Raw genomic sequence first — 22,570 nt, forward strand, 5'->3', positions numbered from 1 at the left:
TCCCATGAATATCTTAATCGCAAACATCGGCACTTCCGACCTCACCATCCAAATTTCCATAGAAGGCGAAAACTACTATTTACCCATCGACTATTTGTCTAACGAAGCCAACATTGGTGAAAAAATTGCTAAATTGAAGCCAAATCTGCAAAAACTGTGGGACTACAAAACACAGCGTAACTATATCGAAACTATCCTTTACCCTGAGTTTGGATTTCCGACTAATGTTAAACAAACTAGCCGCAAGTTAACTCAAATAGTGTGGGAAAAGTACCAAGCAAACGAGATAATCTGGCATCCTCGGATTAAACCAGCCCGCATCTGGGGTGTAATTCAAAAAGCTATTAGCCTCGGTGCAACCAAAGGCTACATATTTGTAACCAACCAAGTGACATTTCAAAATCCAGAAGGTCACGAAAAAGATACAATTTATATGTATGACATTTTAGTGAAATGGCTAGAATTGGAAAATATACCATTCAAAATAGAACGAAAATTTATCGATAGCACAATAGACGCTAACAGATTAGAACCCCTACTCAGCGACTACGAAAAACACCTCAAAGAGATTGCGAATGTTGAAAAGCTAAACCTATTATCCGCTGAACTTCAACCTAAAAATGACTTGGTTATGGCAAGTATCAAAGGCGGGACAGGCACAATGGTAACAGCCTTACAAATTAAAGCCATTGATTCAAATTTTAAGATTTTGGTTTTTATCGACCCTGAGTTAAATCTAGAGAACATTTTGCAAGGAAAACCTTCCGAGTGTACGCTAACTTTGTATTGGCGGCACCTGCGGAGTCAAAAATACGACACCGTAAGGCAATTACTTTTACGCTGGGATTTTGACGGTGCTATTCTGATTCTGGATGGGTGGCAAAAAAATCTGGATTTACTGCCCAGTGGCATAATAGATGAGACTAATATCGAAGCAAGTAAGGTCGCTATAAAATCCGCAATCGCAGCCCTAAATCTAGGCTTATCTTTTATCAATTTAGACCGCGCTGAAACCAAAAATATTCTTAAATTTAACCCGGCAATTTCGGTACTAAGTGAGTTAGAAAAAACTTATGAACCTTGGCTAAACTTATATGCTCAATGTCGCATTTATTGGGAATTGAATCAGGTCGCAAACTTTTTATCGCGCTTGACTTCCTTTTATGAAGAGTTGCTCAGTTATTTAATTATTGAATTAGGTGGCAGTAAATACTTTGCAGGCGATATCTATAATTGGCAGTTGCAAAAAAGCTTGTTTGAACCAGAACTGTGGGATAAATTCTATCAGTATGCAAGCAAAAAAAATAGTAAATTTAAAAAATATGACTTTGACAATCAAAAATATTGGCTAACAAATCGATGGGAAAAATTTAAGTTGGTTGCAATATTAGTGGATTCTCAAGAAACAGACAACCCAAATTGGAAATATATTAAAGAATCATTGCCGATGTTAGAATATTGGATAAAAAAAAGAAATAAAATGATTCATCTAGCCAAGGGTGTATCAAAAACAACCATGTGGGAAATGTTAGAATTAGACCGCAAATCGGAAGACAAACAAATAAAGAATGAAGCAATACAAGCCTGCAACCCGGATGAAATATTGCAGGTGACGAGTGAAATATGCAGCCGAGCTTTTAAATTGCTAGGCTTGGAGGAGAAATCTTTTGTGGGGTACAGCAGCACTACTCCCTACTACCTCTATTCTGAGATAATTGATTGGGTACTCCGCCACCTAGAAACTGACAAATTGAGATAGTTGATGTCAATAATGGCGAAAGCGGGTTTATGAGATTGTTTGTGGGTGTCATAGATGGTTTGTGAACCCGCTTCTACAGGATTTTTGGATGTTTTTTATGAATTAGTAATCCTAGGGTGCGTCGCCCTGAAAAATTTCCAAAAAAATATCAATAATCTCATAGCGACGCACCTGACAAACTACATAGAAATTACAGAATCTCATTTGTAGGGAAACAGCATTGCCGTGTCCGGCGGAGGGTTATGCAAATGAAAGATAATTTTCATAGCGCTAACAATTGCAGCAACTCTTTTTCAGATTGGTATTGCTTTCGCTTTGTTCTTCGTAACAAGTAAAAATAAAAACCGCTGGCAAAATCGCCAGCGGCTTTGACTTTAGGGATACCTAAACTAATGCAGGTGTTTCCATTAATTCGACTTCCAAGAAGCCATGCTGATAGAGTAATTGACACAGCACTCCGAAAGACAGGTCACGCTGATATTGATAAATTCCCTAATTTGTGATACGCCGCTAAATCCTGCTTTTTTCTTCAGTCGGCGTCCGGCAGGCATTGTTTGTATCGACGCGGTTTCAACCGCCGAGTCTTCTTTGTCTAGCCGGGGTTTCAACCGCCGAGTCTTCTTTGTGTAGACGCGGTTGAAACCGCCGAGTCTTCATTCAGAACGCGAACACAGCAGCTTCCAAAGTTCGTCGGGAATCTCCTCAAAATGCTCCAACAGAAAGTCCATTAAAGCCAAATGGCGCAAATCAGCAACAGCAGGGACTCGGCGATTTTTTCCGCGCTTAAACCAACCGCGTACTGTAGAATCAGAACGGGAACAAATAAAAGCGATTTCCTCATAAGTCACTCCCCATTTAGCATAAAATCGCTTCGGTGTCATTCCTAATTGGCATTGACTGTAAACTGCAATCAACCTGCGCTCTCTATCTGTCAAAATCTGCGGTTTTTTCATGCTCAAAAACCTCGAAATGTTCCTCGCACTGTGGAGACGCACCATTTACAGACCTGCAAAAAATTGGATTTACTGCTGCTAGTGCGAATCGATTTCCTGAATCGAAATTGTTTGCTCTCCCGCATACTCCCAATAAAATCTCAAAGCCATTGAAGCCGCAGAACCCCAAACTTCACCTTTTTTGTGTTTGTATCGGTGCGTTCTCAAACTTCTGTATTCTGGCCCCGCAGATGCTATTGTTTGAAAAGCTTTGCGGTATTGTTTTTGAACTTTTACGGGGAGCGCTTTTAGTTGTTTTGTGACTTTGGGAGAAAACCGCAGCCGAAATTTAGCAGCTTCATCGCTCATATATAATCCAAAGTCTTGTAGGGCGGGTTTACCAAAAATATCGATTTCAAAACCAACAATTTCATAAACCCGCCCCGCCCATACCAGCAAGTAGTAGGGTGCGTCAGAGCTGAAATTTGTGATAATTGCCCGAGAAATTCGGCTGACGCACCCTACAAGCACCGCTTAAACGATGAAAGCTTCATCGTCTATGACAAACTTGGGCTGCACTCCCAGCACGATTACTTTGCACCGACAGTGAGCAGAAAGAGGATAAAATCGTATTTGGTCTTGCTGTTTGTTTAGCATTTTCAACAGCCGTTTTTGCAGTTGTTCTTGCCGCTTTTCATCCAACACGCACTCAAATACCGATTTCTGTACTCGGCAACCGCAGGTTTCCAATAACTTAGAAATTTTTAGGCGGCGGCGATCGTCTACAATGTCGTAGCAGATGAGGTAAAACATTACATTTTTACCAGCATGGGATATTCTGCTTCCAAGTCGCTAGCATCGCCAGCAGTGTTGTTTTTTGGAAATGGCCAAACCAGCGGGCGGTAATGCTGAACGTCCCCCAGCACGCAGGCGATATATTCCCGTACTTGCAACTCCAAACAATGGCGGTAGCTAACGGTTCCGGCGTGGGGATGGGTTACTAAAGTTTGCAATTTTTCTTCCCAATGCTGGATGAATGTTTGGAGGGTGCGAGGGGAAAGTAAAGCGCCGCTACCATTTTCAGGGATGATATCTCGCGCGGTAATGATGCGGGATTTGGCTAGGTTGACCGCTAATTCATCTACCAACATCGGGCGAAATTCCGACATCAAATCGCAAACTAGGGGTTTTTGGTGCTGGCTGGGAATGTGCAAGTGACTGATGTCGGCATCCAATCCCAACACCTGCACAAAGGCAGATGTTTGTTGGTGCAAGAGGGTATTTCCTAGGTTCAGCATTCGGTTGATGATATCTGCCGGATTCTGCAAATTGCGCCACCGAAAACCTAGCTCGAAGGGCAGCAAGGAGCCGAGGGCGGGATAATAAAAGCTCTCGGCTGTGACATTGTAACCCTGCAATTCGTCTAGAGAATATGCCATCGGCAAGTCATCTATTAATAGCTTGAAAAATGCGCGGTAAACTTCGGGCTCGAAGGTTGAACTGCTGACGTGCAACTGTTGGAGCAAGATGCTTTGATTGTGCATTTTTGCCCAGGTGATGCTCTCGGCAAAGGCGCGGGCAAATTCGGGGTTTTGCAGGCGTTTGAGCTGCTGGGAGCGATATTTTGCCCGCTTTGATTGGGGTTCGCAACTTCCCAGTTCTTGGCCTTGGCGGCTGATATAATAGATGGGAATTTGGCGGGATGAGGCTAGTTTGACGGCTGGGCGCGACAGTTGGCAAATGCAAAACAGAATAATTTGGGTGACTTGCGTGACTGGTACGCTTTGATAGAGTTTTTCTTTGTGAGTGATTTGGAAGTGCTGGTGTTGGACGCTGAGAGTTGAGCCGGCTTGTGTGATGTATACTGCGGTCATGTTTTCCCTCTTGTGAATGTGGTACTGGGGGAAAGTGGCGGTTTGAGAGGTGTTTGTTTGGCTCTCGTCACACTTTCTTTTGTCCCTGTATTTCCATGTTCTCAGAGGGGTATTTGAATTCGTATTCGAGTAGGAGATTGGTGTATATGAGTTCGTATATGAGTTTCGTAGGTTGGGCTCTTGCGAAGCGAACCCTCTGTTTCCCTACGGCCGATCGCACTTTTTGCACAAATCCTTTAGCCTTACTATATAATTGTACTGGAGTCCAGAAGAAATTAAATTTCAACATCCCTATTTAAGCATGACCATAGACCTTTGTACTGGAGCAGCAAGATTACGATCCAAGTAATGATTAGCCCACAATCTTTGCTGGGAACAGGCATTAAAGTTGAGAAAGTTGATAACCTTCGACTCTTCAAATTTACCGACGAGTTACAATCTCGTCTTGAAGACCTGCTAGAAAATAACAAGACAGGTTTGCTGACCCTAGAAGAAGAGGCAGAACTCAATGCCATAGGAGAACTTGACCGCATCTTTACTTACCTCAATTCCCTCTTGATTGCCCAGCAATGACTATTAATGAATTGACAAGGCAATTTGTGCGGAAACGCGCAGGCTACCTGTGCGAATATTGCCACTCTCCAGAGAAAATCAGCACCTCTCGTTTCACCATCGATCGCATCCAGCCACGCTCTCTAAGTGGCTCTGACAATCCTGATAACCTGGCTCTGGCTTGCAGCCGCTGTAACCAGCGTCGTTATAACTTTATTGTTGGTCGGGATGTGGAAACCTCAGCAATTCTGGCCTTATTTAATCCCCGTCAACAGCAGTGGTCTGACCACTTCATCTGGAATGCAGATGGCACGAAGATTGTCGGTACAACTCCCATCGGTCGAGCCACTTGTGAGTATCTTGACCTCAACGACGAACGCTATAGAGGAGAATGTTCTATCCAAGAAGCCTGTGGGCTATGGGTTCAGGCAGACTGGCATCCTCCCTCAGAAGATCCCCGGCAGCTTGAGTAAACAGAATATGCTACGATCGAGCTGAATTCAGTAACGAGGTAAAGTCTATGAACTTGACTGCTACTCAATACAAGTATATAGAACTGAATGAAAATAACGTTCCCTACATTGGCGGAACAACCATGAAAGTAATTGAATTAGTTTCCGGTCATCTGGCTTTTGGCTGGAGTCCTGAAGAAATTAAATTTCAACACCCCTATTTAAGCATGAGTCAAATTTATTCTACCTTAGCTTACTACTGGGATAATAAAGAAGAACTAGATGCCGATATGCAGCGGCGATTTGAGAAGGTTGAAATGTTACGTCAACAAGCTGGTGAATCTGCTTTAGTTAAAAAACTTCGCAGCCAGGGGCTAATTAAATGACTTTAGATCTTTATATGGATGAACACGTTCGCCGAGCCATTACAAATGGTTTAAAATTGCGGGGTATAGACGTTCTTACGGTACAAGAAGATAGCCGAACTGGTACACCTGACCCAATTTTACTCGATCGCGCTACCGAACTAGATCGAGTTATGTTTACCCAAGATGATGATTTTTTTGTAATAGCCAACCGCCGCCAGCAGGAAGGAGTAAAGTTTAGTGGGGTTATTTACGCGCATCAACAGTATGTAACTGTCGGGGAGTGCGTGCGGGACTTAGAAATAATTGCGAAAGTAAGCGAACCAGAAGATTTAGTTAACCAAGTTCAATACTTACCGTTATGATTAATTTTTGCTAAATTAGAAAGTATTCTCTCTTTTATAGCATCAAAGAAGCATTAATTACTATTCTATCAGATCGCCCAATTCCCAAGCAGCCATTCCAATTCACTTATCACGAGTTCTTGTCCAAAATTCTTAAAACCCTTACAGGGAAAAGAGTTGACACTTATCACGAGTTTCGGCGGTTTGCCAAATACAACTATTATCAAAAGCTCGATCGCACCTGTCACTCCATACTATTCTATCAACGATCGCGAGTTTTCCTTCAACATCAGTTGAAATCAGTTGCAACGAGTTCCTGTCCAGATTCCTTGAAACCATTACAGAGAAAAGATTTGACCGTTGCAACGAGTTTAAAAAATCGCCCTTAAATCTTGCTTGCGAAGCACTATATTTTATTTACTCCTGGACGCACAAATACCAAAGAAACGGGGTTTTTGCGAGAATACTCGTTACAGCCCGCAGAAACGCATAAAAACCCGGTTTCTGACCACCTGTCGCCAACCCGCGATTCCGAGAGTCCAACCGGGGTTAAAAACCCCTGTCTCATAGCGAAAGTCCTCTCAAAGAGGACTGATATTGATGATGATTTAATTGAGGTTTCCCAGTCGGTTTTTAACCGACTTTCGCTATGAGACGGGGAATTGATTCCCCGGCGGACTTGTGGGTAATGCAAAGACTTTTGACGGCGAAAGATTTTGGGTGATTCCCAGAGTCCAACCGGGGTTAAAAACCCCTGTCTCATAGCGAAAGTCCTCTCAAAGAGGACTAATATTAACGATGATTTAATTGAGGTTTCCCAGTCGGTTAAAAACCGACTTTTGCTATGAGACGGGGAATTAATTCCCCGGCGGACTTGTGGGTGAATGCGAGATTTTTTGGTTACAAATAAATGGCAATATTTAGCAGCATCGCCTTTCTATTCCTAATATTTATCAAATCAAATCCCTAGATATTAAAAAATATCTAGGGATTTCTTGTTTCCATTAATTCGACTTCCGAAGAAGCCTAAAGCCACACTTACTGAAGCGTTCAATAAGAAGATCATTGTTTCCATTAATTCGACTTCCGAAGAAGCCTAAAGTTGGGGTGGAACCTCGACCTTAATTGGATCACCTGTTTCCATTAATTCGACTTCCGAAGAAGCCTAAAGTCTGGCATGTGAAAGTACAACCTTTAGATTCAAAAGGTGTTTCCATTAATTCGACTTCCGAAGAAGCCTAAAGCCACAATGCGTCGGGTCACCAGGTCAAAGCGGTACAGGTGTTTCCATTAATTCGACTTCCGAAGAAGCCTAAAGCACGAGAAATATATAGAATCCAAAATACTCTAAAGAGTTTCCATTAATTCGACTTCCGAAGAAGCCTAAAGATTTACTTGTTTACTACTGGGGATTTCATGTAATACCAGGTTTCCATTAATTCGACTTCCGAAGAAGCCTAAAGATTGGGATTTCCGAAAAAATCGAAGAAGCAGAAAGGGTTTCCATTAATTCGACTTCCGAAGAAGCCTAAAGGCGGACGGAGTTGAGGGCTGTCCTCTCGCGGAGTACCCATCGTTTCCATTAATTCGACTTCCGAAGAAGCCTAAAGATGATATCGATCCTGAAGATTCGACAGATTCTTCAAGTTTCCATTAATTCGACTTCCGAAGAAGCCTAAAGATTTGTTTGTTGGTGATGATGAAGATGACTTAGAAGTTTCCATTAATTCGACTTCCGAAGAAGCCTAAAGCTATCACTCCTGCCCAATCTTCTTCAATCCCTGTTTCCATTAATTCGACTTCCGAAGAAGCCTAAAGTTAGAAGCCACCATAGAAGAAGATCCTCTCCCGGAACGTTTCCATTAATTCGACTTCCGAAGAAGCCTAAAGATGAATGTTACTCTGATACCCTACGGCGACCCCGCTGGTTTCCATTAATTCGACTTCCGAAGAAGCCTAAAGTTCACCCTGTACGGACGACTCTACGGCGAGTTGTTGGTTTCCATTAATTCGACTTCCGAAGAAGCCTAAAGCAAATTTTGTAGCTTCATTAAGATCTCCAATTATGGAGTTTCCATTAATTCGACTTCCGAAGAAGCCTAAAGCTCCAACTCCAGCTGCGACTCCAACTCCAGCTGCGAGTTTCCATTAATTCGACTTCCGAAGAAGCCTAAAGCTCCATTCAAATTTCAGCGATTTGGTTTTGGGTAAGTGTTTCCATTAATTCGACTTCCGAAGAAGCCTAAAGCTTGGCAGGTCTAAGTGTCTTTGGGCCAACACAAGCTCAGTTTCCATTAATTCGACTTCCGAAGAAGCCTAAAGTCTTTCTTCGCAAAATTTGGATGGTTTTGGCAGCCAAAGTTTCCATTAATTCGACTTCCGAAGAAGCCTAAAGCCTTATTGCAAATGAGGGCAACATCACTGTTAATGGTTTCCATTAATTCGACTTCCGAAGAAGCCTAAAGGAGTGGTGCGGTTTATGAAAATCTAAGCCAGGCAATGTTTCCATTAATTCGACTTCCGAAGAAGCCTAAAGACCCGCTGAAGACGGTCGCAACCCGCCACCGTGTGTTTCCATTAATTCGACTTCCGAAGAAGCCTAAAGTGGTATAGAAATATACCAAAACACGACCCAGCTCCAACTGTTTCCATTAATTCGACTTCCGAAGAAGCCTAAAGTCGTGTCACACTAGACGACGGGAAAGAGGACTCAGAAGTTTCCATTAATTCGACTTCCGAAGAAGCCTAAAGATTTTCTAAATGGAAATGCCGGGGCTGATTTCCTAGTCATGTTTCCATTAATTCGACTTCCGAAGAAGCCTAAAGTCGTTGTGGATGCCAGCTCGGGTGAGTTGATAGCAACCATTACGTTTCCATTAATTCGACTTCCGAAGAAGCCTAAAGCCAGGCAGAGACGCTCCAGAGGCACCACCGGTGCCACCCGTTTCCATTAATTCGACTTCCGAAGAAGCCTAAAGTAGTAATCCCGGGATGCACCTCGGGGAAAGGAAACTCGTTTCCATTAATTCGACTTCCGAAGAAGCCTAAAGTCCTGCACAGTCTAGTAGCATAGAGCAAATCCTCACAGCGTTTCCATTAATTCGACTTCCGAAGAAGCCTAAAGCTTGCAATTACTGGAGCAAATCGGATTGCCATTTATGTTTCCATTAATTCGACTTCCGAAGAAGCCTAAAGCTGGACCAGGACCAACTACCCACCCCACTAAACATGTTTCCATTAATTCGACTTCCGAAGAAGCCTAAAGCTTTCTTCCCTGTATCCGTAAGGATCTCTCCTTCAGGATTGTTTCCATTAATTCGACTTCCGAAGAAGCCTAAAGCCGTGGAGAACTACAGATTACCGGAAATGAAATCCGGTTTCCATTAATTCGACTTCCGAAGAAGCCTAAAGCTCAGGGAAAGGGGACTGCGTCTCCAATGCATACGGATTGTTTCCATTAATTCGACTTCCGAAGAAGCCTAAAGACTACAGTACGGGAAACTTTCACTATCGCGGAGTTTACAGTTTCCATTAATTCGACTTCCGAAGAAGCCTAAAGCGATACCCTAATTGGAGGGGGAAACAAACCCAATTCGTGTTTCCATTAATTCGACTTCCGAAGAAGCCTAAAGCTCCACTGTCTCTTATATTTTAGGAGATAAAATTGACCCAAAGTTTCCATTAATTCGACTTCCGAAGAAGCCTAAAGCCCTTTTGTGAAAGGGTTGATAAAAGGATTTATGAAAGTTTCCATTAATTCGACTTCCGAAGAAGCCTAAAGTCTTTGCTCATTAACGGAGATTTGAAAGTTTCCGGTTTCCATTAATTCGACTTCCGAAGAAGCCTAAAGCACACGAATTACCGCGTCCATTACGAGAAATGGTAATGTTTCCATTAATTCGACTTCCGAAGAAGCCTAAAGGGTTTCAGGTAACGATAGTGGTAGCTTCACAGTCCAAGTTTCCATTAATTCGACTTCCGAAGAAGCCTAAAGGTGGCAGTGCCTCTGCCTCTGCTCAACAAGCACCAAGTTTCCATTAATTCGACTTCCGAAGAAGCCTAAAGGGAGGCAAAGGCGATGATACCCTAATTGGTGGGAGTTCCAAGTTTCCATTAATTCGACTTCCGAAGAAGCCTAAAGTCAATTTGGAGCAACTCGAGCTACCGTTTTCCAATGTTTCCATTAATTCGACTTCCGAAGAAGCCTAAAGCCACCCCAATGGGTGCGGTGGTTGAAGCATGCTTGACGGTTTCCATTAATTCGACTTCCGAAGAAGCCTAAAGATCCATCTCGGACATCACCTTGATCTAATCTTTTCTTGTTTCCATTAATTCGACTTCCGAAGAAGCCTAAAGGTAACATGACTGCCACCGCCAACTAACTCAACCAACGTTTCCATTAATTCGACTTCCGAAGAAGCCTAAAGTTTTGGAGATTCCCCGCAGACCAACGACATTATCCTGATCTAGTTTCCATTAATTCGACTTCCGAAGAAGCCTAAAGACGAGGATCTGGAAGCCCGTGAAGTGGTGGATCCTGAGTTTCCATTAATTCGACTTCCGAAGAAGCCTAAAGTTTTGGACCCATTTCGGCGTTCTGGCTAATTGTTGTTAGTTTCCATTAATTCGACTTCCGAAGAAGCCTAAAGAAGATCTATTGAACGGATCTTCCCAATTATAGTGTTTTGGTTTCCATTAATTCGACTTCCGAAGAAGCCTAAAGCTGCAGTTGATAGCCATTGCTGGAAAAGAACCCCAGCGGTTTCCATTAATTCGACTTCCGAAGAAGCCTAAAGAAACGAAAATCCTTGGATAGTTTTGATAGTTTTGGAAAGTTTCCATTAATTCGACTTCCGAAGAAGCCTAAAGAGGGGGGACGAAACCCCGCCCCATGCACGGATAAAAAAAGTTTCCATTAATTCGACTTCCGAAGAAGCCTAAAGCTTTTCGCCCTTCAGACTTTAAAAGGCGAGAACGTTTCCATTAATTCGACTTCCGAAGAAGCCTAAAGAGCGGGGAAACCTGTCGCGACCCCGGAGTCGCAGTTCAAGTGTTTCCATTAATTCGACTTCCGAAGAAGCCTAAAGGTGCTCGGTGCAGCGGTTCAGACGATGTATGTGATGTTTCCATTAATTCGACTTCCGAAGAAGCCTAAAGAGGTGGGTACATTACCGTGGATGCGGGTGGAAGTCTTGTTTCCATTAATTCGACTTCCGAAGAAGCCTAAAGAGTGCATCCCCTCCGCGGGACGGCCATGCACACCTCGTTTCCATTAATTCGACTTCCGAAGAAGCCTAAAGCAGGGAATGTGGAGGAGATACCTCCCGTCTAGCAACTGTTTCCATTAATTCGACTTCCGAAGAAGCCTAAAGGCGGCTGTTCTCTTGGGTTTAGTTGGTTTCCTGACTGTTTCCATTAATTCGACTTCCGAAGAAGCCTAAAGATAAAATTGTAGCCAATTTCACCTCCCCGCTGTGGGGTTTCCATTAATTCGACTTCCGAAGAAGCCTAAAGAATCCGGATATCCTACAATAAGAGTATCCGTGGTTGAAGATGGTTTCCATTAATTCGACTTCCGAAGAAGCCTAAAGTTTGCCTCGAAAAGTTTCGGAGCTATCGCCCGAACGTTTCCATTAATTCGACTTCCGAAGAAGCCTAAAGTTTTTTGGTTTTGGAGTGTTTTTTACCTTCGCAGTCGAGTTTCCATTAATTCGACTTCCGAAGAAGCCTAAAGGGATAAAATCGACCCAACACTTGCTTTCCAGTCCATGTTTCCATTAATTCGACTTCCGAAGAAGCCTAAAGCGACAAAAAAAGACGGTGAAGATACCGTAACAGGGTCTAGTTTCCATTAATTCGACTTCCGAAGAAGCCTAAAGGGCAAACGCTAACTCTAGCGGAAATAGCGTAACCGTAGGTTTCCATTAATTCGACTTCCGAAGAAGCCTAAAGCTCTGGATCAAAGTGGGTGTGAAGTACCACTTGACAAGTTTCCATTAATTCGACTTCCGAAGAAGCCTAAAGTGCTCGCCTTCAAGTCCATTGAACAAATGGCAAACGTTTCCATTAATTCGACTTCCGAAGAAGCCTAAAGCGGTGCCACCCCCGCCTCCCCCCCGGGATGAAGACCCGGACGTTTCCATTAATTCGACTTCCGAAGAAGCCTAAAGCCAGCAGCATAATGTTCCTTTCATTATTACAGAAAAGTTTCCATTAATTCGACTTCCGAAGAAGCCTAAAGAACTTGTTCTACAACAAAACGGCAAAATATCTGTGACAATGTTTCCATTAATTCGACTTCCGAAGAAGCCTAAAGTTTAGGTAAAATTGAACCTAATTCCTGCCGAGTTTACGAAGTTTCCATTAATTCGACTTCCGAAGAAGCCTAAAGAACTCTGTGGTGACTCCTGCACAAGCCTCGTCTATTCAAGTTTCCATTAATTCGACTTCCGAAGAAGCCTAAAGATATTTCAGTAGATGTTACTCTTCCGGGAGGAAAAGTTTCCATTAATTCGACTTCCGAAGAAGCCTAAAGTTGAATTCCTTCGGAGACTCCACTTGGTGGTGTGAGTTTCCATTAATTCGACTTCCGAAGAAGCCTAAAGTGCCCTTGCATGTCAACTTGGCCGACCCCGAGCTTCCGGCGTTTCCATTAATTCGACTTCCGAAGAAGCCTAAAGCCGTGGATGTCGTCGGAATAAAAGACGAAGACAAGAAAGTTTCCATTAATTCGACTTCCGAAGAAGCCTAAAGAACTCGTTTTGTCGAAAAAGATACAGTACCAGAAAGGTTTCCATTAATTCGACTTCCGAAGAAGCCTAAAGCAGATGCAGTACCTGCAACGGTACCAGGACCATCATGTTTCCATTAATTCGACTTCCGAAGAAGCCTAAAGAAGTTGCAACCGCAATCACTGCAGTAGCTACTTTAGGGTTTCCATTAATTCGACTTCCGAAGAAGCCTAAAGTAAGAATTGCTGATGTATCAGAGTTGACTTAATCAAAAGTTTCCATTAATTCGACTTCCGAAGAAGCCTAAAGCACTAGAGGACGGAGATTCTCATTCTGGTGATGATACACCGTTTCCATTAATTCGACTTCCGAAGAAGCCTAAAGGTGGTGGCAAAAGAAGGGGAAACAGCCCAAGAAGGTTTCCATTAATTCGACTTCCGAAGAAGCCTAAAGTTGTTCGTGAAGGTGCTACCCCTGTCTTGGTAACTGTTTCCATTAATTCGACTTCCGAAGAAGCCTAAAGCAGTTAAAAGATAAACCAACAACGCCTGGCAAAAAAGTTTCCATTAATTCGACTTCCGAAGAAGCCTAAAGACCTCATCCAACCCTGATGGCACTTTCATTTCCACGTTTCCATTAATTCGACTTCCGAAGAAGCCTAAAGCGCTTGGCGACAGTTGACGGGAGGGTCTACAGCTCGTTTCCATTAATTCGACTTCCGAAGAAGCCTAAAGTGGGAACCCCCGGTTCCAGGCAGAGACGCTCCAGAGGCGTTTCCATTAATTCGACTTCCGAAGAAGCCTAAAGGGTTGAAAGAGGCGGTAACCTACAGGTCTCTGCATGTTTCCATTAATTCGACTTCCGAAGAAGCCTAAAGCAGCGTCCGCCGCTGGACAAAGGCCCCGCCGAGGGATGTTTCCATTAATTCGACTTCCGAAGAAGCCTAAAGGCTAGCCCCTAAAAGCCTTGCCCTGAGCTAAGCCTACAGCACTTTTTCGTGGGATGCAAGTTAAACCCTCTATCCAAGCCGACATCTTGCCAAAAAGCGCCACAATCAGAGACTTCAAAGCCATACCAGGAGAGCAATTCGTGGGATAGAACCACAGAATGCGGGTTTCAGCGTTTTGCCTATCCCACGAAAATCTCTCATGGTTGTGAGTCAACCCTATTCTATTTATCCCAGAGCATCGGGCGATACACCTCCACTTCCCCCATCAAAGCCGAAACATACTCCCGCACCTGCAACTCCAAGCATCGGCGGTACGCCACCTTATAACCTGTATGCGGATGAGTCGTCTCCGACAATAACTTTTCATCCCAATGTTTGAGAAACTTCTTCAAAGCATGAGGCTGAAGAAACACCCCGCCCCCTTCGTCGGGTGGCGTAAAATCCTCAAAAACAAAAATTTTCTTATTCACCAAATAAGTTACCAAAGAATCCACAACCTGAGCCCGAAACTCCTCCATCAAATCCGAAACCAAAGCCGGGTGATTGTCCCGGGGAACGTGAAGATTGCCAAAATGCGAGTGCAACCCCACAGCCTCCACAAACGAACTCACATTCTGACTCAACAAAGTGTAACCCAAACTCATCAAACTATTAATCGGATCCGTAGGAGGGCGCTTCGTGCGAACTTCAAACACAAAGGGGCCCGAAAACAAAGAACCCAAAGCTTGAAAATAAACAGTAGCCGCCTTCCCCTCATAACCCCGCAGCGCATCCATCGACTCAGCCAAAGGCAAACTATCCATCAACATTTCCAGCATTTCCACCGCCTGCAAAACCGACTTTTCCCCCGCATCCTTCGACTTGCGATAGCGGTTCAACCGCATCAGCAGAATCCGCGAATTGTGCAACTTTGCCCGCACAATAGCCTCCGCTTGCAGCCGCACAAACTCAGGATTCATCGAACAAATCACCTGCTTTGTCAAATATTCCACCTTGGCCCGCCCGTCATATTGCAACCGCCCAAAATATCGCCCCCGCTGCGACAAATAGAAAATCGGAATCCGCCGGTGCAGCGCGCAAGCCACCGCCCCGTGAGACACATTGCAGCAACCAAACAAAATAATGTGACTCACCCGACTCACAGGAACTTTGATCCGCAGTTCCTGCTGAGAATACACCTGAAACTGCTGGTTGCGAACGCTGAGATAAGCCCCCTGATCCGTAACATACAACGTACTCATAGGTTCCCTCCAAAAATGTTCCGAATTAGCGCGCGGCAAAATAATCCGCTTCACAGAAATACTGCAAGCCAAAGGCTTCCCAGAAAACACGGGTACTTTGCGAGTTGTCGGGCGAGAAACTGCTGTTCCCGAAGGCCGCAGAACCCGCCGTTTATCCAAAGGAATTTCTGGAGGTTCCGGTGCAAAAACCTCTCCATCGCGAAACAGGTAGCCGAGAAAAATAAACTCCTCATCCGGCGCAAAAATCCGCGTCTTTTCCGGCTGAAGCTTCAAATACAAACTCCCCAGCCAAACACTAATCTGTTCCAAACAGCGATTTGCTTGAATAGAATCCGCACAAGCAATAGCAAAATCATCGCCAAACCGCACCAAATTAAAACCGCGACTCAAACAAAGTCGGTCAAACTCATTCAAGTACAAATTAGCCAAGGCACCGGAAAGAATCGCCCCTTGCAAAACTCCCTGTTGCGGATAAAAAGACTGACCTTTAACAACAATTCCCGATGCAAGCTGCTGTTCGATTAACTGCCGCAAAATCGGTTCCAATTGCAACTTTTCCAAATCAGCCAATAGCAGCGGCCAACAAAGATTGTCAAAAAACTTCTCAATATCGGCCTTGACAACCCAAGCATTCCCGAATCGATAATAGGAATAGAGGTGTTTGACAGCCACCTGAATTCCCCTACCGGGACGGTAAGCGTAGCTGCAATCGAGAAAAACATCCTCCAGCGGCCAATACAGTTCGCCCAGCAAAAAGCGCTGCACAACTCTGTCCCGAACAGTCGGAATGCCAATCAAACGCTTGCCGCCGCTGGCCTTGGGCAGGTAAAAGCCTTTGGCGGGGCGGGGAAAATACGATTCTTGCTGCAACTGTCGCAGCAAGATTTCTAGTTGGTGTTGGGCTACACCTGCGAACAAATCAAGGGTGATGCCGTCAATTCCGGGGCTGCGACTGCCTTTGCGGACTTGGTGCCATGCGCTGTGCAGGGGTTCTGGTGTAAATTCCATGTCCCTCCAGATTGGGTTTTTAACCTTACAACTTCGATTCTGGCAGTGGAGTATTTGAGTTCGGATTCGAGTAATGGGGAAACTTGTATGAGTTCGTGTATGAGTTGGTATTTGACTCATTAAAATTATTTGATTGTCCCACCGTCCGATTGTCGATTGTTCCACAGTCCGACAGGGGTTTAAACCCCTGTCTCAAAGCGAAAGTCCTCTAAAAGAGGACTGAAGAAGTGAAGCAAGATTAATTTTTTGAAATATTGATATTTTGAAACATTGATATTTTAAAATATTAATCTTATCGAGATTTTTCATTACCAACAACCTGTAGGGGCGGGTTCGCCAAGGACTTTTCAGGTAACAAACAAGTTAAATAAACCCGCCCGACCCCACGAATTAACCCCGTATCGGAAAAAAAAATACAATACCTGACATTATGTAACAGAATTTAAGGGCGATCGCAATTTTTTCTTATTTGGCATAATCCAATAAATACAGGGGCAATCGAGATGTTTCTTTATCGTGAATTCTCTAACAAAATCTAGGGTAGATTGGGATTTTTCGTTGGGTGGGGGCGGGTTTATGAGATTGTGGGTTTGAGACAAATATTGTTGGCGAACCCGCCCCTACAATACCTGGAATTCTCTAACAAAATCTAGGGTAGATTGGGATTTTTCGTTGGGTGGGGGCGGGTTTATGAGATTGTGGGTTTGAGCCAAATATTGTTGGCGAACCCGCCCCTACAATACCTGGAATGATGTAATAGGATGCAGGGGCGATCGCAATTTTTCGTTAAAGGGGCAGATTTATTGTATAATCGATCGCAGGCACAGATTGTTGGTGAACCCACCCCCACAAAACTTCACACCTCCTATGTCAAACCGCACTCTCCAAGCCACACCCAAAGGAATCGAACTCGCCAAAAGAGCTTTGGAACGCAAACATTTGACCCAGAAGGCACTTGCCGTTGAACTGCTAATTGCAGCTTGGTCAACCATCAACGGATTTTTTACCGGCAAGGCGATTTCTCGATCGATTTTCATGGATATTTGCGATACCCTAGAACTAGACTGGCAAGAGATAGTTGGTCTAAAAACAGAATCCGATACAATAACTTCCGCTGTATCCGATGAAAGTATCGCCAATTTAATATCAGAAACAATATCAACAACCAGCTACAACCTCCCACCCAGCGACGAACTATTTGCAGCAACAGAACGCAGCGCCGCCCGCGCCAGGGCAGCCCTCAATCCCTACATTCTCCCCCCCATTCCCCGCGAAACCCTGCTGTCCAAATGCTTGAAAGAAATTCGCGCCGGAACCCTTGAAAACAAACGCCGCATCGTCCCAATTTTAGGCGCCGCCGGATACGGCAAAAGCACCATTCTCGGCAGCATTTACGATAAACTGCACGCCGAACAAACCCAATCGGACAGTGGCTGGTTAGCCTTAGCCCGGTGCGACGATTTAATCGAATCCGCTGAAACATTTGCCCTAGAACTCGGTGAAAAAATCAGTGGCAAGCGACAATCAATTGTGGAAGTTGCCCGACAATTAACAACCCAACAAAATCGCGGCATTCTGCTGATTGACACTCTAGACATCGTACTGACAAAACCTTTAGTTACGGTGTTGCGGGGCATTTTGTCCCAACTCTTAGAAATCGGCACAACAGTCGCCTTCACCTGCCGCGATACCGACTACAGCAACTTTTTTGAACCCTACCACGAAAGCTTTGCCGGATTCCGAGAAAGCGTCAGCGATAACTGTAAAATAACCCCCTTCACCACCGAAGAAGTCAGAACCGCAGCCCAAGAATTCATTAAAACCCAACCCGGTTTCAACACCTTAGCCAGCCAGCAATCTTTTGCCAACCAAATTATTGCCCTTTCCGCCGACAGCGTATCCCTGCAAGAAATTGTCTGCCATCCCTTGCTGCTAGCTTTACTTTGCGACTTGTTTGCTGCTGAAGAAACAGTCCCCGAAGATTTAACAGTCAGCCAGTTATACGAAAAATATTGGGATTGGAAAATTGCCAAAGTCCGCCATAACTGGCAGTCCGAACACCTCAGCCTCGCCAAACAAAAACTGTGCCTGAAATTAGCACGACTAATGTATGAAAACTCTGGGGATAGATTGCGTGACTTTGTTTACGAGGGCGATTTAGAACTTAGCGAAACAGAATTTTCTGCTTACAATTCACTCAAAAGCGACGGAATTTTTAAAGATTTAGGAGGAAAGCGCGCGGGATTTTTCCACCAGACATTTTTAGAATATACAGTTGCCCGCTGGATGAATACTAGCGAAACAGGCGAAGGAGCTAAAAACCAACTAAAATATGATTTAATTGCTGCTAAAATAGCTGATTCCAGATATTATATTTGGTCGATATTTCGCCAACTTTTAACCCTCTTAAGTCTACCAGAATTCAACCAAATTTCTGATGAATTAGATACAACCAAAATTTTACCTTTTCGCGCTGTCACCTTTGCCAGTGTTTCCCGCACCGAACCCGAATCCTCAGCCGTGTTGCTGTCCCTGCTGGCGATCGCCCTTATCAGAGACTACAGCTTCCAAGAAACCCTGCTAGCAGCCGCTAGAGGAGCACCACAGCGCCACAGAGACACTGTTTTAGAACTCGCAGTGCAACTGCTGGGAAGAGTCGGCCCGGAACTAATTAATAAAGCAGCCGAAACAGCGGCCGAATTGCTAGCGCGAGTCCCCGCAGCCGGGCCGGCAAATCTCGAATTACCCGGTGAAATTTCTCAGTTCGATCGAGCCCTAGCAGCCATCGCCAACCGACAGTCTCAAATAACCGAAAATAACCAACAGTCTCAAATAACCGAAAATAAACGACAGTCTCAAACAACTGAAAATAACCAACAGTCTCAAATAACCGAAAATAAACGACAGTCTCAAACAACTGAAAATAACCAACAGTCTCAAATAACCGAAAATAACCGACAGCCGCAAATAACCGAAAATAAACGACAGTCTCAAACAACTGAAAATAACCAACAGCCGCAAATAACCGAAAATAAACGACAGCCGCAAATAACCGAAAATAAACGACAGTCTCAAACAACCGAAAATAAACGACAGTCTCAAACAACTGAAAATAACCAACAGTCTCAAATAACCGAAAATAAACTACGACAAGAACGCTATCAGATTTGGGGTAAATTTATCGGTGTTTTTTGTGAGAATTATGCAAACAAACGGACAGATAAGATTGACTTAAAAATTTTAGAAAGCCTAAAAAAATATTACTTTTACTTTGGCGGCAACGTTCGTTCTACTGTCATTGAACTTTACCTAACTCCGGGCATTCCGGCAACAGTACAGCGAGAATTTCTGCTAACAATTATCTCTCAACCAATTTCCGAACAATTCAAAGAACAAGAAAACACCACAAAACTTCTCAGCAGCCTACTACCAAACTTTTTGGCTGCGGGCGACACCCTCTTCGGAACCACTTGGCAAGATGCACTCCGCGCCCCACTAGGCAAATACTGGACTGCGGTTTCCGCCGCTGCTGTCGGTCGCGCTGCCGCATCAGATACACCCTTGCTAGAAGCAATTTTAAAGAGTACATTCAGCGATAGTTTGCCAAGCGATATGGGGGATTTGACAGGGCGCAATCTCGCTGCTATTACATCAGCGATTCACAGTGGTGCGACTGATTTAGTTGCTGCTAGTTTACTAAAAATTTCCATAGAAACTATCCCAGCGAATCGAGCATCAACTATTACTTTAGTATTCAGAGAACTAGCAATTTATGGTAATGGTTTGCATCCCCTCAGCACCGAACTGCAATTAGCTTTGGTTCAGTGGATTGTCCCGGCGATAGAGCGAGCTCCTGTAGAATTCATTCGTGCGATAGATGCCCTTGCTAATAACCTATCGATACAGCAGCTTTTGGCAGAAATCCTAGAACAATTACTTCCCACGCTGCCAGCCTCACAAACAACTCAAATCCTCAAAAAACTCAATAATGTTCCTCCTCGACTCGAACCTTACTTACAAAAAAATGCTGATTCAAAAGAAGTGCGAGCGGCCCTAGTCAAATTGTACCGCCAACAAGCAGAAAATACAGCGGATTCCAGCAATGACAAGACATTAACGTCAGCGGATTCCAGCAATGACAAGACATTAACGTCAGCGGATTCCAGCAATGACAAGACATTAACGTNNNNACATTAACGTCAGCGGATTCCAGCAATGACAAGACATTAACGTCAGCGGATTCCAGCAATGACAAGACATTAACGTCAGCGGATTCCAGCAATGACAAGGCAATACCGTCTCCCTACTCGTTATCTATTTCTGAACTCGCAAAACTATGTTTAGATTCCTCGCGAGATGTAGCCCTCAATGCCTCCACAGCCATACTCGCCCTCGCCGAACAAAAAAAACCGATACAGTTACAGCAATTGCTGCTAATTTTAGCAAAGTCTCCCCTCGTTGGGGTGCGCCAAAACTGTTTAAAATCTTTCATTGAAAAAGTCAACTCGCAAGTAGTTGCAACCTCAGAAATTATCGCTGTTTTTGAAACTTTAGAAAACGATTCGGCTGCCGAAATAGTGCAATTTTTGTACAAATTAATAGACACTGCCCTTTGGAATCATCCTTCAGGCATAAAAACAATTGACCCCGATTTAGCAGAAGCCACCTTTGAGCTAACTCGCAGAATTGTTAAAAGTTCAGATCGAGATGTTATCAGTATGGGAGCAGCTTCAGCGCTGATTGCTTTCAATCAAATAGCTCTTTTAGAACAGAAAGAATTGATGCCCCAGATTGGTACTTGCACTCGCACCTTACTGCGAATTGTAGACATCAGCCGCAAAGTAGATAAATTAGTTGTCACAGGATTGCTGACTAAAATTGCTAAATTTGACTCCGAGTTTTTAGCTGCTATTGTCAGGGAAGATTTGATTGTTGGCGATTCCCTGATGCCAGTACCGAATCAGTGCGCTGTGGCTGTGGCTGTTGCGAACGACTGCGGCAAGAATTCACCGCTGCTAGATGAGATTTTAAACGATGGTAGAATTCCCAATGAGGTCAAAAGTCGCATTATTCGCGATCGGGAAGCTTGAGAATACAAGTTGTTTCATCATTTAATAAAAAGATACCATGCTTAAATTAAATAGAATCCAATCGTTCGGACAAGTTGACTAAACTTTCTTTGAAAGCGATCGCCAATCGAGTTTTCCTTCTGGATTAATCGTGCGATTCTTCATGTTTCCCTTCTGGATTAATCGTGCGATTCTTCATGTTTCCCTTCTGGATTAATCGTGCGATTCTTCATGTTTCCCTTCTGGATTAATCGTGCGATCGCTACTTTGTGGGTGTTCAGTCTGGTACGACGAAGCCGCCTTGGTCAATAAATAAGCCACCAGAGAACTCAGGGAACGCTGCTCGCTCTGGGCCCATACTTCCAACACTTGCTTGACTTCCTTATCCAGGTAGGCAGTAATTACGTCTGCCTTTCTTCGGCTTGGCACTTTTATATCAATCTATACAACTCCTGTCATCTTACCGCTTGCAAAGCGAAAAACAGTTTGTTACACTATATAGCAGTAAGTTACTGTAACAAACCGCTCGAAATCAAAGCCAACAGTACAAGCTCGAAATCAAAGCCAACAGTACAAGCTCGAAATCAAAGCCAGCAGTACAGGCTCACAATCAAAGCCAGCAGTACAGGCTCACAATCAAAGCCAGCAGTACAGGCTCACAATCAAAGCCAGCAGTACAGGCCAGCAGTACAGGCTCACAATCAAAGCCAGCAGTACAAGCTCACAATCAGCTCCACTGGCTCCCAAAACAAAAAAGCTGGCCCGCTAAGACCAGCTCACATTAAATAAGTTAAGGACAATCTATCATGTTTCACTCATCCCCGGACACCAGCGTCGATGTGGAAACCGTCCCAACTCTTGACAGAGGTGCGTTCTCTTCCACGGACATCCCCAAAAGCCTCAAAAAATACCCCTACTCCAGTTCCACCAGTCCCGAAACCATAGTTCAACTAGAAAAGCAAACCTCCGAAATCCGCACTAGCTACCGCACCGTCAGCGTTGCCCTGTTCGAGTTTGGGGACAAACTGCTTGTACTCAAAGAAAAAGTCAAAAAAGCTCGATTGAAGTGGTCAGACTGGCTCCAGTACCATTTTCCCGATACAAACAAACAAACTAAAGACGCAATGGCGATCGCCCGTATTTGGCGGCAGTTGAGGGATACAGAATGCCACCTCGTCGAAAAAATGAGCGGTTGGGGAACCCCCGTCATCGCCGTTTTTTGTAGAGGTGGGATCGAACTCGTCAAAAAGTTTCTGTCTGAAAACGACAACCGCTCGTAAGAACCTTGACAAAG

The 22,570-nt window shown here is 44.1% G+C and carries 15 protein-coding genes and 1 CRISPR repeat array; of the genes, 9 read left to right on the forward strand and 6 right to left on the reverse strand.

Annotated elements, in window-relative coordinates; genetic code table 11:
- The first annotated feature begins 4 nt into the window (after positions 1 to 4).
- On the forward strand, positions 5 to 1,759 hold the full coding sequence (locus JGK39_RS15605) for a hypothetical protein (protein ID WP_293253983.1): 1,755 nt from the start codon (positions 5 to 7) through the stop codon (positions 1,757 to 1,759).
- 653 nt (positions 1,760 to 2,412) lie between these two features.
- On the opposite strand, the gene JGK39_RS15610 is transcribed toward JGK39_RS15605, so the two are convergent.
- The 4 genes from JGK39_RS15610 to cas1 (JGK39_RS15625) form a co-directional block, all read right to left on the reverse strand.
- The gene (locus JGK39_RS15610; protein WP_293253986.1) at positions 2,413 to 2,712 is read right to left on the reverse strand and encodes a helix-turn-helix domain-containing protein; all 300 of its coding nucleotides are present in this window, start codon (positions 2,710 to 2,712) and stop codon (positions 2,413 to 2,415) included.
- Positions 2,713 to 2,790: 78 nt separating this feature from the next.
- Positions 2,791 to 3,222 (reverse strand): hypothetical protein, encoded by a 432-nt coding sequence (locus JGK39_RS15615; protein WP_293253989.1) that lies wholly within the window; start codon positions 3,220 to 3,222, stop codon positions 2,791 to 2,793.
- Between the two features lie 3 nt (positions 3,223 to 3,225).
- Positions 3,226 to 3,504, reverse strand: coding sequence for a CRISPR-associated endonuclease Cas2 (gene cas2 / locus JGK39_RS15620; protein ID WP_293253992.1), 279 nt, complete (start codon positions 3,502 to 3,504; stop codon positions 3,226 to 3,228).
- Positions 3,504 to 4,565 (reverse strand): CRISPR-associated endonuclease Cas1, encoded by a 1,062-nt coding sequence (gene cas1 / locus JGK39_RS15625; protein ID WP_293253995.1) that lies wholly within the window; start codon positions 4,563 to 4,565, stop codon positions 3,504 to 3,506. Before cas1 (JGK39_RS15625) ends, cas2 begins: the two co-directional genes overlap by 1 nt.
- 348 nt (positions 4,566 to 4,913) lie before the next feature.
- Between cas1 (JGK39_RS15625) and JGK39_RS15630 the strand changes: the two genes are divergently transcribed.
- From JGK39_RS15630 to JGK39_RS15645, 4 genes are read left to right on the forward strand one after another with little or no spacing between them, the layout of a single operon-like run.
- The gene (locus JGK39_RS15630; RefSeq protein ID WP_293253998.1) at positions 4,914 to 5,138 is read left to right on the forward strand and encodes a hypothetical protein; all 225 of its coding nucleotides are present in this window, start codon (positions 4,914 to 4,916) and stop codon (positions 5,136 to 5,138) included.
- Positions 5,135 to 5,590 (forward strand): HNH endonuclease signature motif containing protein, encoded by a 456-nt coding sequence (locus JGK39_RS15635; protein WP_293254001.1) that lies wholly within the window; start codon positions 5,135 to 5,137, stop codon positions 5,588 to 5,590. Before JGK39_RS15630 ends, JGK39_RS15635 begins: the two co-directional genes overlap by 4 nt.
- A 47-nt stretch (positions 5,591 to 5,637) precedes the next feature.
- Positions 5,638 to 5,955 carry a DUF433 domain-containing protein gene (locus tag JGK39_RS15640; RefSeq protein ID WP_293254003.1) on the forward strand — a complete coding sequence of 106 codons (318 nt, stop codon included), beginning with the start codon at positions 5,638 to 5,640 and terminating at the stop codon, positions 5,953 to 5,955.
- Entirely contained in the window at positions 5,952 to 6,299 is a 348-nt protein-coding gene (locus JGK39_RS15645; RefSeq protein ID WP_293254006.1) for a DUF5615 family PIN-like protein, read from the forward strand. The genes JGK39_RS15640 and JGK39_RS15645 overlap by 4 nt, the downstream gene beginning before the upstream one ends.
- 976 nt (positions 6,300 to 7,275) lie before the next feature.
- A CRISPR array of direct repeats spans positions 7,276 to 13,958; the repeat unit is 35 nt; unit sequence GTTTCCATTAATTCGACTTCCGAAGAAGCCTAAAG.
- 221 nt (positions 13,959 to 14,179) lie between these two features.
- Here JGK39_RS15645 and cas1 (JGK39_RS15650) read toward each other — a convergent pair.
- A complete protein-coding gene (gene cas1 / locus JGK39_RS15650; protein WP_293254009.1) occupies positions 14,180 to 16,207 on the reverse strand; it encodes a CRISPR-associated endonuclease Cas1 in 2,028 nt (675 codons plus the stop codon).
- A gap of 867 nt (positions 16,208 to 17,074) precedes the next feature.
- On the opposite strand from cas1 (JGK39_RS15650), the gene JGK39_RS15655 reads away from it, so the two are divergent.
- On the forward strand, positions 17,075 to 20,404 hold the full coding sequence (locus JGK39_RS15655; RefSeq protein WP_293322270.1) for an NACHT domain-containing protein: 3,330 nt from the start codon (positions 17,075 to 17,077) through the stop codon (positions 20,402 to 20,404).
- A 230-nt stretch (positions 20,405 to 20,634) separates the two neighbouring features.
- A complete protein-coding gene (locus JGK39_RS15660; protein ID WP_293302616.1) occupies positions 20,635 to 21,297 on the forward strand; it encodes a hypothetical protein in 663 nt (220 codons plus the stop codon).
- Between the two features lie 192 nt (positions 21,298 to 21,489).
- Here the strand turns inward: JGK39_RS15660 and JGK39_RS15665 are convergent, their stop codons facing one another.
- Entirely contained in the window at positions 21,490 to 21,705 is a 216-nt protein-coding gene (locus JGK39_RS15665; protein WP_293254018.1) for a hypothetical protein, read from the reverse strand.
- A gap of 57 nt (positions 21,706 to 21,762) precedes the next feature.
- Here JGK39_RS15665 and JGK39_RS15670 point away from each other — a divergent pair, with 57 nt between their 5' ends.
- Positions 21,763 to 22,065, forward strand: a complete 303-nt coding sequence (locus JGK39_RS15670) for a hypothetical protein (protein WP_293308624.1) — start codon at positions 21,763 to 21,765, stop codon at positions 22,063 to 22,065.
- Positions 22,066 to 22,082: 17 nt separating this feature from the next.
- Positions 22,083 to 22,556, forward strand: coding sequence for a hypothetical protein (locus JGK39_RS15675; RefSeq protein ID WP_293254024.1), 474 nt, complete (start codon positions 22,083 to 22,085; stop codon positions 22,554 to 22,556).
- Positions 22,557 to 22,570 lie beyond the last annotated feature (14 nt).

This window comes from Microcoleus sp. PH2017_12_PCY_D_A (genome assembly GCF_020738565.1).
Lineage (GTDB): Bacteria > Cyanobacteriota > Cyanobacteriia > Cyanobacteriales > Microcoleaceae > Microcoleus.